We start from the raw sequence: 17,147 nt of genomic DNA on the forward strand, positions 1-17,147 counted from the left end.
AGGAGAAACACAGATGTCCAGCACGATCGCCACCTCGTCCCCTACCGCCTTGCCGGCCGAACCCCTGGCAACGCGACTGGCCGAATCCGGCCTACTGCCTGACACGCTGTTGCGCGCCGCGATGCGTCGGCTGTGCACGCAACGCCTGCACGAGGAGCGCGCCGGTGGCGCCGACGCCGCCTGGGAACGCCAGCGCAAGTTCATCGCCTCGCTACGCGACAGCGCCATCGCGATCGAAACCGACGCGGCCAACCGCCAGCACTACGAGGTACCACCGCGCTTCTTCGAGCTATGCCTGGGCAAGCGTCTGAAGTACAGCAGTTGCTACTGGGATGCGAGCACCGCCGATCTGGATGCCGCCGAGGAACGGATGCTGCACTTGTACGCCGAACGCGCCCAATTACGCGATGGTCAGCAAATTCTGGAATTAGGCTGCGGCTGGGGCTCGCTGACGCTGTGGATGGCCGAGCAGTACCCTGGTGCGCGCATCACGGCGGTGTCCAACTCGCGCCCGCAACGCGAACACATCCAGGCGCAATGCCGTGCACGCGGGCTGGACAACGTCAAGGTCATCACCCACGACGCCAATACGCTGACCCTGCCCGCCGCCAGTTACGACCGCGTAGTCTCGATCGAAATGTTCGAACACATGCGCAACTATCGCGAGCTGCTTGCGCGAATCAGCCACTGGCTGGTGCCGGGCGGCCAGTTGTTCGTCCACATCTTCTGTCACCGCGACCTGGCCTACCCATTCGAGGTGCAAGGCGAGGACAACTGGATGGGACGGCACTTCTTCACCGGCGGGCTGATGCCGGCAGCCGATACCTTGTTGCAGTTCCAGGACGATTTGACCCTCGATCAGCGTTGGCTGCTGTCCGGCCAACACTACGAAAAAACCGCCAACGCCTGGCTACAGAACCAGGACCGGCACCGCGAAGAACTGATGCCAGTGCTGGAGGCCACCTATGGCGAGGATGCCAAGATCTGGTGGCAACGCTGGCGCATGTTCTGGATGGCCTGCGCGGAATTATTCGGCTACGAACAAGGCCAGCAGTGGGGCGTGGCACATTACCGATTCGTGCGCGCCTGAGAAGCGGCAACGCGCGGCATAGCGTCCGGACCGAACCGCCATCGAACGATGGCGGTCGCAACATGGCGGCCATTGCAGTGAAAACACGCTGGCTTGGTCGTCATTGCATGCGCTCTTCCGTCATGGGAACAGCTTTGGCCACGACGTGTTACCGGCAATGCGTCGCCACCCCGGCGACGGCTGGCGCAAACGCAAGCATGGCGACACACGCAGTACACACCCGGAACTGCCCAGGTGAGTGCGGCCACCTATAACCTATACCGCAGCGGTGACGACGATTTCGATCTTCCATTGCGGATTGGCCAACTTGGCTTGCACAGTGGCACGCGCCGGCGTGTTGGCTGGACTGACCCACGCTTCCCAGACTTTGTTCATTTCGGCGAACTCGGCAAGATCGGTCATGTAGATTTCCGCACGCAGGATCCGGCTTTTATCGGTGGCGGCAAGGGCCAATAAGCGATCGATCGCCTCAAGCACCTGACGGGTCTGGCCGGCGATGTCGGCACTGGCGTCGTCGGCGATCTGGCCGGCGAGATAGGCCACGCCGTTGTGCACGGTCATCTCCGACATACGTGGACCGGTATCGAAACGCTGGATCATGGTGCAGTGTCCTGAAGTGGGAAAACCGGGCCATTGTCGCGCGATTGCGTCGCGGCTGCAGGCAGCGGCCGCCACAGGCGATAGGCGACCAACACCAGCCACGCCAGGATCAACACGATGGTCAGTTTTTGAGTCAGCCCGCGCAGCGGCGTGCGCCACAGCACATGCAACCACATCGCAGCGAACGCAGCGAACGCCAAACCCTGCGCAATTCCCGCGCTGCGCTGCCACACGAGCTGCCGACGCAACCAGGCGCTCTGCAACAGCATCGCGCTGGTCATGCACAGGAACGCGGCCTGTGCCGATAAGGCATGCACCAACGGCGCAAGCAGCGGGGCTTGCTGTGGCAGGTAACTTTCCCCGATCGCGAGCACACACAGGCCCAGGGCCGCCACGACGAACAACAACACCGGTGCAGCGCTACGCGTTCGCGACGGTGCCTGCGCATACAGCCCGGCGGCCACTATCGCGATTGCGGCGGCCAACAGGACATAGGCGATCCTCAACAACAAGCCACCCGGGCCATGCAGGTACAAGCTCAGCGTGTCCTGCTGCCAGTGCAGATCGACGCGCGTGGCCTGCAATCCCAACGCCACCCCAAGAAATAGCAAGGCAAAGGCCAGCGCGACCAGCGCGACGGCGAGACGGGGCGAGACAGGGCCGATACAGGCATCACGGCTCCAGATCACACAAAAGCAAAAAGGTACCGTAGACCGCGACCGGCACCACCGATACCGCAGCATAGACGCCTTGCCCACGTGCCATTCCACTATCATGCGCATCGTCGGCATACTGGTACAGCGCTGGTCAACCTGTATCACGATGGACCGTCTCTCCCGTGCCGCTTGCAGTTGCGCCCTGACCCCGTGGCATGCTGTCTGCTCTGCGCCACCATTCTCCTCTGCCCACACCCACTCGCAATGACCGACGCCGCGTCCTCCGCTTCCTCTGTCTCCGGCTGGCGCCGCGCACTGCCGGTACTGGCCAGCCTGACGATCCTGGCCATGGCGCTGCATGCGCTGGACAGCGAATTCAGCACCCATGGCTATAGCGCGATCCATCATGCGTTCAACCAGCTCGGACTCAGCCAGATCGTGCTGACCCTGCTGCTGGGGCTGAGCAGCTATGCCTGCCTGATCGGTTTCGATGCAATCGGCCTGCGCCGCAGTGGTCGCACCCTGCACCCGATGCGGATCAGCGTCACAGCATTCCTGGCGCACGCGGTCGGGCAGACGCTCGGCTTCGCCGCGTTGACTGGCGGGGCGGTGCGCCTGCGCGGATACGGCCGGGTCGGTTTGAGTCTGGCCGAAATCGGCCAGGTCGTGCTGATGAGCACACTCGGCTTCGTGTTCGGCGCCTGGCTGCTGCTGGCGCTGGCGCTGACCCTGGAACCGGACGCGGCCGCGCTGGCATTGCCGGTCGGCGCATCGGCGGTACGCGCCATCGGCATCGCCCTGCTGCTCGGCTTCGCCGCGATGCTGCTGCTGGCAGGACGCGACGGGCGCACACTGCGCTGGCGCGAGCATGCCCTCTGGCTGCCGGACCGTCGCACCACCTTGGGCGTGACCTTACTGAGCGTGGTCGAACTGGGACTGGCCAGCGCCGCGTTCTACGTGCTGCTGCCGAACGAATCGGGGATCGAGTACGTCGGCTTCGTCGGCCTGTATCTGGTCGCGGTGGTGGCTGGCCTGGTCTCCACCGTGCCGGCCGGCCTGGGCGTGTTCGAATGGAGTCTGCTCAAGCTGCTACCTGGCGTCGCGCCGGCGGCGGTACTGGCGGCGGCACTGATTTACCGCATCACCTATTACGTGGTGCCGCTGCTGCTCTCGGTGCTGATGGCCTCGGTTTCCGGTCTGCGCCGGCCGCTGGTCGCCAGTGCCGGGGGCGTGCGCGTCGCGTGGCGCACGCTGCGTCCGTGGCTGCCGCAGATCATCGCCATCGCGGTGTTCGCGGTCGGTGCAGCGTTGGTCATCGACGGCACCCTGCCCACCCCGAAGCGGCGCCAGGGCGTGGCGCCATTGTCGATTGTGGAAACATCGCACCTGCTGGCCAGCCTCGGCGGCGTGGTCCTGCTGCTGATCGGCCAGGGCCTGCAACGACGCAGCCATTCGGCCTGGGTCGTCGCCATCGGCATTTGCGTACTGTTGCCGTTACCGGCGTGGCTACGTGGCGGCCATGTCTCGGTGGCGTTGTCCTCGCTGGTGGCGGCAATCGGCCTGTGGGGGGCGCGACGCGAGTTCTATCGCGAGGGCGCACTGCTCGATGAAGCGTGGTCGTGGCCCTGGCTGCGCAACCTGGGACTGGTGCTGATCGCCACCGTGTGGCTGCTGTTTTTCGTCTACAGCCACGTCGAATACCAAAACGAACTGTGGTGGGAGTTCGCCACCTCGGCCAATGCCCCGCGTGCGCTGCGCGCAGTGCTGTTGGTCAGCGTGGCGGTGGTGGTGTTCGGAATGGCGCGGTTGCTGCACAGCACACGTTCGCCATTGCCGTCCGCCGATGCAGCGCAATTGGACGCACTGATGCCCGTATTGGCCGACGCCACCGATACTCAGGCCTGCCTGGTCATGACCGGCGACAAAGCACTGCTGTTGTCCGAAGACGGCCGCGGTTTTGTGATGATGCAGCGCTACGGCGGCTCGCTAGTGGCGATGGGCGACCCGGTGGGGTCGCCGGACATCGCCCGTGCACTGATCTGGCGTTTCCGCGAAGAAGCCGATCGGATGGGCCTGCGCCCGGTGTTCTACCAAGTGGGCGAGCACCATTGGCAGACCTATCTGGATCTGGGCTTGACCCTGGTGAAGTTGGGTGAGGAAGCGCTGGTCTCGCTGGAAGATTTCCATCTGGAAGGACGTGAGCGTGCCGATCTACGCCAGGCATGGAACCGTGGCAAGCGCAGCGGACTGAGTTTCCGCATCGTTCCACCCACCGACGTCGATACGCTGATCCCGGTCCTGGCCAACATCTCGCAACAGTGGCTGGAGGAAAAGGCAGGTGACGAAAAAGGATTTTCTCTGGGTAGCTTCGATCCGGACTATCTGCGTCGCTTCCCGATCGCGTTGGTGGAGTTCGAGGGCAAGGTCGTGGCCTTCGCCAACCTGTGGCATGCAACGGCTGGCAAGGAATTGTCGGTGGACCTGATGCGGCATTTGGCCGACGCTCCCAAAGGCACCATGGACTTCCTGTTCATCGAACTCTTCCTGTGGGGGCGCGAGCAGGGCTACAAGCGCTTCTCGCTCGGCATGGCGCCATTGTCGGGCCTGGCCCAACACCGTCTGGCCGGACGCTGGAACCGCTTCGGCAACCTGATCGTGCGCCACGGCGAGCGCTTCTACGGCTTCAGCGGGCTGCGTCGCTTCAAATCCAAGTTCGCCCCGACCTGGCGCACCCGCTACCTGGCAGCTCCCGGCGGCATGCACCTGCCAGCCGCACTACTGGACGTCACCCGGCTGATTTCGCTCGACCCGCGCAAGCCGGAGTAAAGGCTGGACTGGAGACAGCGACATGGCGTGACGCAGCCGCAGATAGCGCTCAAACGAGGCGATGAAAAAAGCGGCAACGCTTGCGCAAAAAGCGTCATGCTTTGACTTGAGACATGACGACCTGCTTATCTACGGCCAGTGCGGCGCGACGCGTGACGCTCTATAGGTCAAGCGTCGCAGCGCCTGCCTTAACGCTGACGCGATGCCAAGCGCTTACGAAACCACCGACATCGCGCATGCCAAACGTTGGCGGCACACTTCCACAGCAGCAGTATCAATTCACCCGCTGCAGAATCTGCTTGGCGAGTGCCTCATAGTCGCCCTCAAAGTGATGGTCGCCAGGAAGTTTGACCGACTGCACCCGCCCCTTCGGCAAGCCTGGGCACAGCGCATCGTCGTCGTCTTCGCCGTAGATGCACAAGGTCTGCGCTGGCGGCATCTTCGCTACTTCCGGAGCAATCGGCAGGCCATCGTCGTCGCCGGAGCCGATCCAATTGGAAACATGGAACTCGTAGTCGGCTGTCTTGCCTATCGACAACAACGCCGTCAGCCTGACCTGGTCCTGCATCGACTCGGGTAATTGGTTGTAGGCAGCAGGCAGCACATCCGCGCCCTGCGAGAAGCCGATCAAAACCACCTTCCCGCGCTGCCACAATCGGCTGTAGTGACGGTAGATGCGATCCAAGTCGGCAGCAAAGCCCTGCGGAGTACGTTCGCTCCAGAAATAACGCAGCGAATCGACACCCACCACCGGGATACCCGCCTTGGCGAGCGCACCAGCAACTTTCTGATCGAGCCCTGCCCAGCCACCATCGCCGGAAACAAAAATCGCAAACACATTATCGTTCGCCGCGTTCGCCGCGGACGGGCTGGCCGCCACCTCGACCACAGGCAGGCCAGCGAGGTCGGCCGGAATCGGCGGCAAACTCACACCAGGCCGCGCACCCAGCGAACGCGCCGCTGCGCGCAAACCCGGCAGCGCATCGCCACTGACGCTACGGCGGAACTGACGTGCCTGCGGCACTTTTTGTATAAACGTATCGCTTTGCCGACGACAGCGATGCTGAGCTTGGGTATCGAGCGCGGCCAGCCACGGCACCGGCAAACTGGTCGGCTGCAGCGCACGCGCCGGCGCGGCGATGCCGGCACCGCAGATCTGATCGTCGAGAACCTCCACCGGACAGAAATCCTCCGTCATCAGGCCCGCCAGCACGTGCTTGGGCGCTTGCGCAGCCATCGCATAGGCCAATGCGGCGCCATCGCCATCGCCAACCAGCAACGGCAAACGGTAGGTCGGCACGTGGAAGTAGGCCTGCACGTAGCGCGAGAAGTTTTCCACGTCGCCAGCGGAGAAGTCGCAGGTGCCGTCGATCTTGGCCAACACCGCCTGCAGGTGCGCGCTATCGATCAGCACGACCATCGCGCCATCCTGACGCAGGGCCTCGACTTGACGCATCCGTTCGGCATCGCCGCGCTTGCCGCCAGCGAACCACAGCACCACACGCTGCGCATCGCCCTTGGGCAACAGCACCGGCACTTTCTCGAAGCGACCGTGACTGAGCTTTTCCGGCACGGCCACCGGTACGCCGGGGGGTGCGTTCGGTGGCACCGCAGGCACAGCCGGGGCCGCCGCAGCCAGCATCGGCGCCAACAGTCCGCTCAGTCCACATCCCCATCTCCAACCGCTACGCGTTTGCATCATCCGGCAATCCTGAAAAAGCACGCTAAAGATAATCCCGAACCGCAGCGGCGCGAAGCGCAACTTACGACCCGGTTCATGCACGGCACGGCAGGTGGGCAACCATGCCTGCCCACCTGCCACCGGGTCAGCCATCCACGACCGCCTCGGGATGGCGCAAGCGCCACTGCGCCAAGGCTTGCCGATAGCATGCCAATTGATCGTTGTAGAGATCATGGACGCACAGCGGGCAGCCACTGTCGCAACAGTCGCCCAGGGCCGGGGGCGAGGGCGGTTGCGGCTGGGGATCGGCGCAGGCATTGAAATCGGACATCGGACAAAAGCACTCCACAATGGCAAACAGCGCTCGGCAGGACGCAGCCCATTATCGCAACTGCAACGGCGGGGCACCGTCACGACCACACAGCCAAGCATGCGACATCGGCTGGCACACACCGCCACACCCTCGCATAGCGCGCATTAGATCATTCACTCGGCCAGAGGATTCCGAGTACTCCTACGACCCGTCACTGCCCACCGACAACGCAGCCGTGTTGTTAGCGACTGTGATGCAAACGCTTACCCCGCGTTCGCCCATGAAAGCTGTACATGCAACCCTGGCATCGCGAAGCCTGCGCAGCAGATGCGTGCGACCAAGCAAGACGCATGCCCGTCATGGCCACCCTGCACTATCCGCGCAAGGCTGATGTTGCGCATCCAAGCGCGCCACGCCACGCTTGCATCCACCTCGTGCAACAGCAACACACTGTCCCACCAAACCGACGCGAAATCGGCGCAGCCATCCCCATCTCTACAATCTGCAAGCGCTGAAAGCGCCGCGCCGCAGGCACCCTGGCCCACCCACACAGAGGAATCCCGATGACCGAGACCACGTCCCCGTTGTTCAAGCCACTGCGCCTAGGCGCAATCGCACTGACCAACCGCATTGTGATGGCGCCACTGACCCGCAACCGCGCCGAAGGCGAAGGCCGCCTGCCCAGCGCACTGGCCGCCGAGTACTACGGCCAGCGCGCCAGCGCCGGCCTGATCGTGGCCGAAGCCACCCAGATCAGCCCGATGGGTCAAGGCTACAAGGACACCCCGGGAATCTACAGCGACGCACAGGTTGCAGCCTGGAAGCCGATCACCGATGCCGTGCATCGAGGCGGCGGCAAAATCGTGCTGCAGTTGTGGCATGTCGGCCGCATCTCGCATGTCAGCCTGCTGCCAGAAGGCGCGGCACCGGTGGCACCCAGCGCACTGCGCGCCGATGCCAAGACCTATACCGCCGAAGGTTTCACCGACGTATCGGCACCACGCGCACTGCGCCTGGACGAAATTCCGGGGCTGATCGAGGACTACCGCCGCGCCGCGCGCAACGCCATCGCCGCCGGCTTCGACGGCGTGGAAGTGCATGCGGCCAACGGCTATCTGATCGACCAATTCCTGCGCGACGGCAGCAATCACCGTGACGACGCGTATGGCGGCAGCATCGAGAACCGCACACGGCTACTGTTCGAGGTGGTGCAGGCGGTGGCGCAGGAAATCGGTGGCGAGCGCACCGGTGTGCGTCTATCGCCGGTCACTCCGGCCAACGATGCGCACGATAGCGATCCACAGCCGCTGTTTGAACGTGCGGTGGAACGCCTGGACCCGCTGGGCCTGGCCTTCTTGCACGTGATCGAAGGCTCCACCGGCGGCCCACGCGACAACATCGCCTTCGACTATGCCGCGCTACGTGCCAAATTCCACGGCCCTTGGCTGGTCAACAACGGCTACGACAAGGCCATGGCAGAGGAGACGATTGCATCAGGCCGCGCCGACGCGGTGGCGTTCGGACGTCCCTTCATCGCCAATCCGGACCTGGTGGAACGCCTGCGCCGCAACGCTCCGCTGAACGCGCTGAATGCAGACACGCTCTACGGCGGCGGCGCCAAGGGCTACACCGACTACCCAACGCTAGACTGACCGATGCAGGCGGCGACACACCGTTGCCGCGACGGCGGCACTCGGGCATTGCACGGGAAACTCCTTGTCCTAGCAGTTCTCTAACCTGTGCAAGTGACCCGATCCACCGCACACAGTACCTAGCTGGCACTCCCCGCGGCCCACTATCGCGGGCAGTGCCTTCGGCGTGGGCAAAGCGATCGAGCTGCGCCCCGACTGCGCCTCGCCTTGCCAGCACATGCACCACCGACACCGATCGCGCGCATGACCGACGACGCTTGCATCGCCGCGTCGCTTGGCACACAGTGCGCGCCCGTCCCGTTCCCGGCAACGCCATGCGACTCGGCATCGACTTTGGCACCAGCAATTCCGCCGCCGCCGCAGTGATCGACGGCCGCGTGGTGCAGATCGGCTTTGGCGATCAACTGCAATTCCGCACCACGGTTTACTTCCCCGAGGCAATGCGCGACCCGGCCGATTTCGACCTGACTCCTGCGCTGGAACAACAGGTGCAGGAACTGATCGACGCCGGTCACCGCGATACTGTCGCCGCTGGCCGCGAACGCAGCCATGATGCACTGCGCCGCGATGCGATCCGGGTGGTGCGCCGGCAATGGATGGAAACGCAGATGCGCGAACCGCGCAGTTCCGCAGCACTGCTGCAGAATGCGGTCTACGGCGATGCCGCACTGGACGCGTATTTCGTCGAGGGTGAAGGCAACCTAGTGCAGAGTCCCAAATCAATGCTGGGCTACAACCTGCATCCGCGCGCACGCCAGACCATCGCCGGCATTGCCGCGCACATCCTCGAACACATCCGCCTGACCGCCTCGCAACAGCTCGGCGTGCAGGTACGGCGCGCCCTGCTCGGACGCCCGGTGCAGTTCCGCAGTTCGATCGGCGAAGCCGGCAACGCGCAAGCGCTGGAGATTCTGCAAGGCGCTGCGATCACTGCCGGCTTCGACGATGTGGCGTTCCTGGAAGAACCGGCCGCTGCGGCCATGCACTACCACGCCGTCAGCCGCGAGCGACACGATGCGGTCGTGGTGGATATCGGCGGCGGCACCACCGACATCGCTCACGCCAGCGTCGGCGGCGACGCCGCGCCGCAGGTCCATCGCGCCTGGGGCATCGCCCGTGGTGGCACCGACATCGACTTGGCGCTGAACCTTGCCAGCTTCATGCCGCTGTTCGGCCGTGGCATCACCCGAGTACCGTCGCACCACTACGTGGAGGCGGCGATGGTGCAGGACACCACCCGCCAGCGCGACTTTCGTCAACATCGTTACGACGCGGTGCCATCGCCCTACGACACCCGCTTGCAAGCCTTGCAGCACGCTGGCAACACCGCGCGCCTGTACCGCGCGGTGGAACGCAGCAAGATCCGTCTCAGCGACGCCACGCAGCACAGTGAAACTCTGCAATACATCGAAACCGGGCTACAGGTGCAGGTGTGTGCCGAGGAGTTATCGCAGGCCGCACGCAGTTATCGCGACGCGCTGGAAACACTGCTCGCGCAGGTCCGCCAGGATATCGGCGGCGATCCGGCCGCGGTCTTTCTGACCGGCGGCATGTCGCGCGCCAACGATTTGCAGCGCCTGGTCGCCGCCGCATTCCCGCAGGCGCGTCTGGTCCATGGCGATCCCGCGTTCGGCGTGGTGCAGGGCCTGGCGCTGGCCGCAGCACACGGCTGAGCGGCAACCCCACCCATCCCTCGCGCCGCATCGGCGGCAAAGCCGTTAGCCCGCAAGAAGGCGGCAGCGTGCTCCGGGGTAAGCCAACTGCGTTCATACGCGCCCGTCACGACTGGCGTACTATGTGCCGATACGCCTCAGCATCACGTCATTACACGCGTCTCGTCCGGCCCTTCCTTATCTGTCGCCCGACTCGCCCCACTTCTCGCGCCAGCCTCTGCCCTATCGCCGAGCCTGCACCATCGGGAGCGCCCGTGTCCGTCGTTGTTTCCACACCGCACCAACCTGCCTGGACGGATCACGCCACCGCTTCCTGTGCGTATCGCCTTACCCAGCAGCGCCGCATTGGTGACCGTTCATGAAGACGCCACCGGAACCGTCACCCAGCAGCGAAACCAACAGCGAAACCAGCATTTCTTGTGATCGCTGCGATGCGATTTGCTGCCGTCTGACCGTGCTGCTGATGCCCGATGACCAAATCCCCCAACACCTCACCGAGTACACCCGCGACGGACTGCTTGCAATGGCCCGCGACGAAGAGGGCTGGTGCGTGGCCGTGGACAACAAGCGCATGTGTTGCTCGATCTACGCGCAACGCCCGACGGTGTGCCGCAAGTTCACCATGGCAGGCCCCTACTGCCGCGAGATCCGCCGCATCCACAACGATCAGTTGCGGCGTGGCATTCCGTTGACAATGTACTGATTTGAGGAATTCGAGCATGGCACGTCCCATCAGCAAGACCACTTCGTCCAGCAACAAGCTCGGGCGCGGCGCCAATGCCGTCGACAAGACGCAGAAGGGTCTCAGCCGCGAGCGTATCGAGGCCGATATGGCCGCCTTCCGCAAGGCCGGCGGCCGCATCGAAGTGCTCGGCACCACCCGCGTGCTGAAGAAAGTCGACGAACTCCAAGCCAGCTAATCCGCCGGTACTATGCACGGTCTTCACAGCGACTGCGCATACTTGTCGCTCTCTGCGGCCATGACGATCCAGTATGATACTGCGCTCTGCGTCCGCAGAACTGGGCCAGCCTGCGTGCGGCAACTGCCGCGACGCAGAGCCACTGGATTTCGCCGTGCACACGGCATTTCAGCCGATCGTCGATGCCTCCACGCGCACGATCTACGCCTACGAAGCATTGGTCCGCGGCGAGGACGGCAGCAGCGCCGCCGCCATGCTGGAGCGTATCAAGCCTGAGCAGCTCTATCGCTTCGATCAGACCTGCCGTATGCAAGCCATTGCCAGCGCGACCCGCCTGGGCCTGAGCACGCGCCTGTCGATCAATTTCATCCCCAACGCGATGTATGAACCGGCGACCTGCATTCGCCCGACTCTGGCCGCCGCCGAGCGCTTCGGCATGCCAGTCAGTGCACTGATCTTCGAACTCAGCGAATCCGAACACATCGCCGACCTACCCAAAGTGATGCGGATCCTGAACCACTGCGCAGAGCATGGCTTTCTCACCGCGATCGACGATTTCGGTGCCGGCCATTCCGGTCTGAACTTACTCGCCGATTTCCAACCCCACTTAATCAAACTGGACATCGGCCTGGTCCATGGGATCGATACCAGCACAGCACGCCGGCACATCGTCGGCGGCATCGTGCAAATCGCCGCCGCACTCGGCTGCACCGTGCTCGCAGAAGGCGTGGAAACGCGTGCCGAGTACCATGCCCTGCGCACACTGGGAATCGACCTATACCAGGGCTACCTGTTCGCCAAGCCCGCATTGGAAGCGTTGCCGCGCATCCCCGCCGCACTGTGGAAACGCCTGGAAAGCACAGGCTAAACGTATTGCCGATCAGCCCCATGTCGGCGCATGCACTTGCCCGCGCCAGCCCGGCTTGCGAGCATCGGCTCTGCTCTACCTTCCCGCGAGGCTGCGATGCCCTGGCTAGATCCCCTACTGCCTCCCTGGGTTCAGCACTGGCTGGACCCGACCGCACCAGGTGTGCAGCAGATCGTGATAATCGCGCTCGCCGCCTGGCTACTGCGTGCCCTGCTGCGTCGGCTGATCCGACAAGTGAGTGAACACCATGCACTGCCACCTGAGCTCGTGATGATCGCACGCCGCGGCAGTGGCTTGGTGATCTACAGCACCGCGCTTTTGCTGATCCTGGATCGCCTGGGAGTGTCGGTCACGGTCCTGTGGACCGCCTTCACTGGCTTCGCTGCAGTCGCCGCAGTGGCGTTCTTCGCTGCCTGGAGCGTGCTCTCCAACATCTTCTGCACGCTATTGATCTTCGCCACACGGCCGTTCCGCTTGCACGACCATATCGAACTACTGGAAAACGGCGAGAAGCCTGGACTGCAGGGCGAGGTGATCGATATCAACCTGATCTACACCACCTTGCGCGAACACCGCGGCGGCGGCGACAGCGTGCTGCAGATTCCCAACAGCCTGTTTTTTCAGCGCAGTACGCGCCGTTGGCGTGGCCATCCAGCACCGCCGAGGCTGGACTGAAAGACGCACCATTTCAGCGTCACTGCCGCTGCTTGCAAGCACACCGAGCTTGTCACCACTGCGCTCGTGCCATTGCTCCCTCTGCGATCCCACAAAGCGCGTTCATGCACCACGCACGCTGATCGGCGCACTTACCAGATCAGATCGTCCGGTACTTGGAAACGGCTGTAGTACGGATCGTCCTCGCCACTGGCCAGCGGCGCCGCCAACGCATCGAAGACGATCGCCGCCGGATCACGACTGCTGACCTTGTCCATCACCGCGCGCGGAATCGGCACATAGCCCGCTTCCAGCCGCGCGATCACCACGCTGCCGGCGATCAACTGTGCGCGTAACGCCGCATCCACCCGCAACCGCTGGATCTTGCCGGCATCGGTGAAGTGATAGTCGATTTCGCCATCGGCGTTGAGCTTTTGGTTGTCCACGATCTGCCGCGCCTGTGCGCGCTGCTCCTGCGCCCGCAGTTGCGCATTGCGCTCGGCGGCCAGGGCACGGTCGCGCTCCACCCGCTCCTGGCGCAGCCGCTCGTTCTCTACTTGCTCGGCACTGGGCGGCGGTGGGGACTTGCCCTGACGCGCCTTGGCCTGTTCGCGCGCCACCTGGGCCACCTGGCTCTTCTTCACCAAACCGGCCTTGAGCAATTGCTCCTGCAAGGGATTGCGCATCGAAACCTTCCGCGTAGGCGCTATCTAGAGGCCGAATGATACCCGCTGCACGCTTTAGCATCAGCCACAGGACGCAAGCAGATGACGTGAGCGCCGTGCGCCAATTCCAATGCCGCCGAAAAAGCGTCCACCGCAATCTCTTGCATCCACCCACGATGCGCTCGCATCGTGCCCGCCCCGATTGGTGTTTGATCTGCGCCTGTGCCTCGTCCAGTTGAATCCAGTCCGGCATCGGAATGCTGCCGCGTGGCGGGACAACCGCCGCGCCCGTACACTGCTCGACCACCGATTGCAGCGCCGCCGATGTCCGCCCCCGTTCGCCTCGACAAATACCTCGCTGCCATGCTGCCATGCTCGCGCGGCGAAGCGCAGCAGTACATCGAAGGCGGCTGGGTCAGCGTGGACGGCATCGTGGTCGAGACACCTCAGACCAGCATCACCACACAGCAAGTGACACTGGCACCCGATGCGCAACTGGGAGCCGACGACGCAGCCACTTTGCTGCTGCACAAACCCGCTGGACTAACGGTGGCACAAGCGCTGGCACTGGCCAATCCCACGACACGCAGCGTGCTCGATACGACCGACAGGCGCATACTCAAACGCCACTTCCTGCGCCTGAGCATGCCGCTGCCACTGGAGCAGGAAGCCAGCGGGCTGCTGGTGCTCAGCCAAGACCCACGCGTGCTGCGCCGACTCAACGAGGACGCGGCCACCATCGAACAGGAGTTCGTGGTCCAGGTGCGCGGCGACCTGCAGCCCTATGGCCTGCACCGGCTCGCCCACGGTCTACGCTACGGGTCGCGCACATTGCCCCCCTGCAAGGTCAGTTGGCAGAACGAAGACCGCCTGCGTTTTGCGATCAAGCACGTGCAACCCGGACAGTTGCATGACATGTGCGCACAAGTGGGACTGGAGGTGGTCGGATTACGGCGCCTGCGCATCGGTCGTATTGCGCTGGGCAAACTGGTGCCGGGCGAGTGGCGCTATCTGCCAAACAGCGAGCGCTTCTGAGGCGCGCCGGCACAGCAAAGATCCGCACCCTTTCGGCAACTATGGCGGCGCGCATGACTCAGCCCAGCATGCGCGCCACCCACACTCAGCGTTTCCCCAGCGCGCGCTGGATCGCCTGCTCGGCCAACGGCGCCATCAGCGCATAGCCGGCACTGTTGGGATGCACACCATCAATCGCCACGGTTTTATCCATACCGCCTTCGCGGTTGCTCAAGGCGCTGTAGTAGTCCAGATACACCGCGCCCTGGCGCTGCGCGTACTCCCGCATCCAGGCATTGAGCGCGCGGACCTTGCCCGCAGGTTGCAAACCCGGTCGCCACGGATAGTCACTCACGGGCAACACCGATGCCAGCACCACCTTGATGTGATTGACCTGGGCCAACTCGGTCATCGAACGTAGGTTGTCCTCGATCATACCCAGCGTGGAAAGCCCGGTATTGCCAGCCAAGTCGTTGGTTCCGGCCAGGATCACCACCACCGCCGGTTTCAGCTCGATCACATCCTGACGCAAGCGCACCAGCATTTGTGCCGTGGTCTGCCCGGAAATACCGCGGTTGACGTAGCCGGATTTGCCAGGGAAAAACTGCGTCCCTTCCGCGCGCCCCCAGGCATCGGTGATGGAGTCGCCATAGAACACCACGCGCGGCACGCGCATGGTCGGCGCTGCAAGAGCGGCGTTGTCGGCACGATAGCGTTGCAGTTGCGCCCAATCCAACAAGCGCTGCTGCATCTCCACCACCTCGCTGGGTTTGAGCGCGTCAGGCGCACGCGTGTACACAGGATCGACCTTGCCCTCCAGCGCGGCGACAGGTGCCGGTGCGGCGTATACGGCATCCAGCGTGGTGACGCACAAGGCAAGGGCAACGCACAACAGCAGCGGGCATTTCATCGTCGGACTCCGTTTGTCGATCTCAGTAGAGAGAAAGTGTAAGCAAGACGCCATTGCGCCGCTGCTGCATTGCCGCAGCGATGCGGTGATACAGCCTCGATGTCGATCCCACCGCGCGTTCGGCCATCGCTCACAGCAAACGCCATGCGATGGATCGATGTTGCATATCGCAAGCCGACGTCTACGTGCGCTTGCCTGGACACAACGTGAGGCGCACGACGACGACCATGCGCGCTGCATCACGCAAATTCAGAAGGGATGACACCGAGAAGACGGCACCATCGTTTTTCGCTATCGCCGCAACCTTATTTTGATCGCTAACTTTCCCGTAAGTACATGACATTCAAGGATTTCCACTCATAGGATGACAAGGGAAGTGACGGGGGGATCCCTACTCCCATTTTTAAGGACACCCAATGAAAACCCTTGATGCACACCGGAACCAACACCGCCCGCGACTGGCTCTACTGACAGGCTTGATGCTGAGCGCGCTGGCGATGGCGCAGTCTGCAAGCGCCACGCCGGCATCAACGAACACCGTCGCGGCAAATGCGTACTGGCCTGTCGATGGTGCCCCGTTCGCCACCCACAGCCTGTGGGACAGTGCCGGCGGTGGCTTTCTCAACACTCGCTTCGCACCCGGCGAATGGCAGATCAACCCATTCAATGCCGCGAATCTGAAGACCGCCTGGACTTTCGCCACACAGGGGGATGTCTCGGCCACGCCCACCGTACAGGGCAAAGCACTGTACGTGCCGGACTGGGGTGGCGAGCTCTATCGCATCGACACCGACCTGGGCACAGCGGTCTGGCAGGTCAAGCTATCGGACTACACCGGCATCACTGGTTCGCTGTCGCGCAATAGTCCGGCGATCGCGCGTGACCGCATTCTGGTCGGTGACCAGGCCAGCGGCACCGTGCTGGCAATCGATAAAGAGACCGGCAAACTGCTGTGGAAGACTCTGGTCGAATCCAATCCGACGGCACGTATCACGGCCTCGCCGGTGGTCTACGGCGACCGCGTTTACATCGGCGTGTCCTCCGGCGACTGGAACGCATTGAGCCCCGGCTACAAGTATTCCTTCCGCGGCAGCGTGGCCGCACTGGACCTGAAAACAGGCAAGGTCCTGTGGAGCTTCCACACCGCGCCCGAAGGCTACACCGGCGCTTCGGTATGGGGAACACTGGCGATCGACCCGCTGCACCAGCGTGTATACGCCACCACCGGCAACAACTACTCGATACCGATTGACGTTGCCACCTGCGTCAAGAACGCCAACGGCGACAAGACCGCGCAGTTGGCGTGCATGGCTCCTGACAACTATGTCGACTCAGTGCTGGCGCTGGACATGAGCAGCGGCAAGCCGGTGTGGACGCGTCGCATGCAAGGTGCGGACGTCTGGTCGCTGTCCTGTCTGGTCGCGCCCACCAGCGGCCTGTGCCAGGATCCGCAGGGACCGGATTACGACTTCAGCGGCGGCGGCGCCAACTTGTTCATCGCGATCCGCGACGGCAAGCCACAGCCACTGGTCGGCGTCGGCCAGAAGAGCGGGGTGATACGCCCAGGGTTCCCTAGACATCTCAAGGCCATGGAAAATGGCTAATTCGGAGGTGTCCATGAGCAG

At 63.6% G+C, this 17,147-nt stretch carries 15 protein-coding genes and 1 pseudogene; 10 read left to right on the forward strand and 6 right to left on the reverse strand.

The genetic code is table 11. The features are described from left to right. Positions 1-13: 13 nt before the first annotated feature. Positions 14-1,090: a cyclopropane-fatty-acyl-phospholipid synthase family protein gene (locus XALGPE39_RS11580; protein ID WP_045728316.1), complete on the forward strand. Its 1,077-nt coding sequence runs from the start codon at positions 14-16 to the stop codon at positions 1,088-1,090. 255 nt (positions 1,091-1,345) lie between these two features. Here the strand turns inward: XALGPE39_RS11580 and XALGPE39_RS11585 are convergent, their stop codons facing one another. Beyond that, positions 1,346-1,690 carry a RidA family protein gene (locus tag XALGPE39_RS11585; RefSeq protein WP_045728317.1) on the reverse strand — a complete coding sequence of 115 codons (345 nt, stop codon included), beginning with the start codon at positions 1,688-1,690 and terminating at the stop codon, positions 1,346-1,348. Next, entirely contained in the window at positions 1,687-2,376 is a 690-nt protein-coding gene (locus XALGPE39_RS11590; RefSeq protein WP_235429906.1) for a DUF998 domain-containing protein, read from the reverse strand. The genes XALGPE39_RS11585 and XALGPE39_RS11590 overlap by 4 nt, the downstream gene beginning before the upstream one ends. A gap of 234 nt (positions 2,377-2,610) precedes the next feature. Between XALGPE39_RS11590 and mprF the strand changes: the two genes are divergently transcribed. Then, positions 2,611-5,172 (forward strand): bifunctional lysylphosphatidylglycerol flippase/synthetase MprF, encoded by a 2,562-nt coding sequence (mprF, locus tag XALGPE39_RS11595; RefSeq protein WP_045728318.1) that lies wholly within the window; start codon positions 2,611-2,613, stop codon positions 5,170-5,172. 274 nt (positions 5,173-5,446) lie between these two features. Here mprF and XALGPE39_RS11600 read toward each other — a convergent pair whose 3' ends face one another. Together XALGPE39_RS11600 and XALGPE39_RS11605 are read right to left on the reverse strand one after the other, a co-directional pair. Continuing rightward, positions 5,447-6,874, reverse strand: a complete 1,428-nt coding sequence (locus XALGPE39_RS11600; protein WP_082061962.1) for an AcvB/VirJ family lysyl-phosphatidylglycerol hydrolase — start codon at positions 6,872-6,874, stop codon at positions 5,447-5,449. Between the two features lie 124 nt (positions 6,875-6,998). Further along, positions 6,999-7,184 (reverse strand): oxidoreductase-like domain-containing protein, encoded by a 186-nt coding sequence (locus XALGPE39_RS11605; protein WP_045728319.1) that lies wholly within the window; start codon positions 7,182-7,184, stop codon positions 6,999-7,001. A gap of 545 nt (positions 7,185-7,729) precedes the next feature. Here XALGPE39_RS11605 and XALGPE39_RS11610 point away from each other — a divergent pair. From XALGPE39_RS11610 to XALGPE39_RS11635, 6 genes are all read left to right on the forward strand, one after another. Continuing rightward, on the forward strand, positions 7,730-8,818 hold the full coding sequence (locus XALGPE39_RS11610) for an alkene reductase (protein ID WP_045728320.1): 1,089 nt from the start codon (positions 7,730-7,732) through the stop codon (positions 8,816-8,818). 314 nt (positions 8,819-9,132) lie between these two features. Next, positions 9,133-10,491 carry an Hsp70 family protein gene (locus XALGPE39_RS11615; protein WP_045728321.1) on the forward strand — a complete coding sequence of 453 codons (1,359 nt, stop codon included), beginning with the start codon at positions 9,133-9,135 and terminating at the stop codon, positions 10,489-10,491. A gap of 358 nt (positions 10,492-10,849) precedes the next feature. Further along, positions 10,850-11,194 (forward strand): YkgJ family cysteine cluster protein, encoded by a 345-nt coding sequence (locus tag XALGPE39_RS11620; protein WP_045728322.1) that lies wholly within the window; start codon positions 10,850-10,852, stop codon positions 11,192-11,194. A 16-nt stretch (positions 11,195-11,210) separates the two neighbouring features. Next, positions 11,211-11,411, forward strand: a complete 201-nt coding sequence (locus XALGPE39_RS11625; RefSeq protein ID WP_045728323.1) for a hypothetical protein — start codon at positions 11,211-11,213, stop codon at positions 11,409-11,411. A gap of 73 nt (positions 11,412-11,484) precedes the next feature. Continuing rightward, on the forward strand, positions 11,485-12,279 hold the full coding sequence (locus XALGPE39_RS11630; RefSeq protein WP_045728324.1) for an EAL domain-containing protein: 795 nt from the start codon (positions 11,485-11,487) through the stop codon (positions 12,277-12,279). 96 nt (positions 12,280-12,375) lie between these two features. Beyond that, positions 12,376-12,954: a mechanosensitive ion channel family protein gene (locus XALGPE39_RS11635; protein WP_045728325.1), complete on the forward strand. Its 579-nt coding sequence runs from the start codon at positions 12,376-12,378 to the stop codon at positions 12,952-12,954. A 131-nt stretch (positions 12,955-13,085) separates the two neighbouring features. Here the strand turns inward: XALGPE39_RS11635 and XALGPE39_RS11640 are convergent, their stop codons facing one another. Beyond that, complete coding sequence (locus XALGPE39_RS11640) at positions 13,086-13,619, reverse strand: DUF2058 domain-containing protein (protein WP_045728326.1); 534 nt, start codon at positions 13,617-13,619, stop codon at positions 13,086-13,088. Positions 13,620-13,922: 303 nt separating this feature from the next. Between XALGPE39_RS11640 and XALGPE39_RS11645 the strand changes: the two genes are divergently transcribed. After that, positions 13,923-14,633, forward strand: coding sequence for an rRNA pseudouridine synthase (locus tag XALGPE39_RS11645; RefSeq protein WP_045728327.1), 711 nt, complete (start codon positions 13,923-13,925; stop codon positions 14,631-14,633). Between the two features lie 85 nt (positions 14,634-14,718). Here XALGPE39_RS11645 and XALGPE39_RS11650 read toward each other — a convergent pair whose 3' ends face one another. After that, positions 14,719-15,522: an SGNH/GDSL hydrolase family protein gene (locus XALGPE39_RS11650; protein ID WP_045728328.1), complete on the reverse strand. Its 804-nt coding sequence runs from the start codon at positions 15,520-15,522 to the stop codon at positions 14,719-14,721. A 479-nt stretch (positions 15,523-16,001) separates the two neighbouring features. Between XALGPE39_RS11650 and XALGPE39_RS11655 the strand changes: the two are divergent. Continuing rightward, positions 16,002-17,078 (forward strand): annotated as a pseudogene (locus XALGPE39_RS11655) (PQQ-binding-like beta-propeller repeat protein); the annotation flags it as partial. Positions 17,079-17,147 lie beyond the last annotated feature (69 nt).

This window comes from Xanthomonas sp. GPE 39 (assembly GCF_000963005.1).
Taxonomy (GTDB): domain Bacteria; phylum Pseudomonadota; class Gammaproteobacteria; order Xanthomonadales; family Xanthomonadaceae; genus Xanthomonas_A.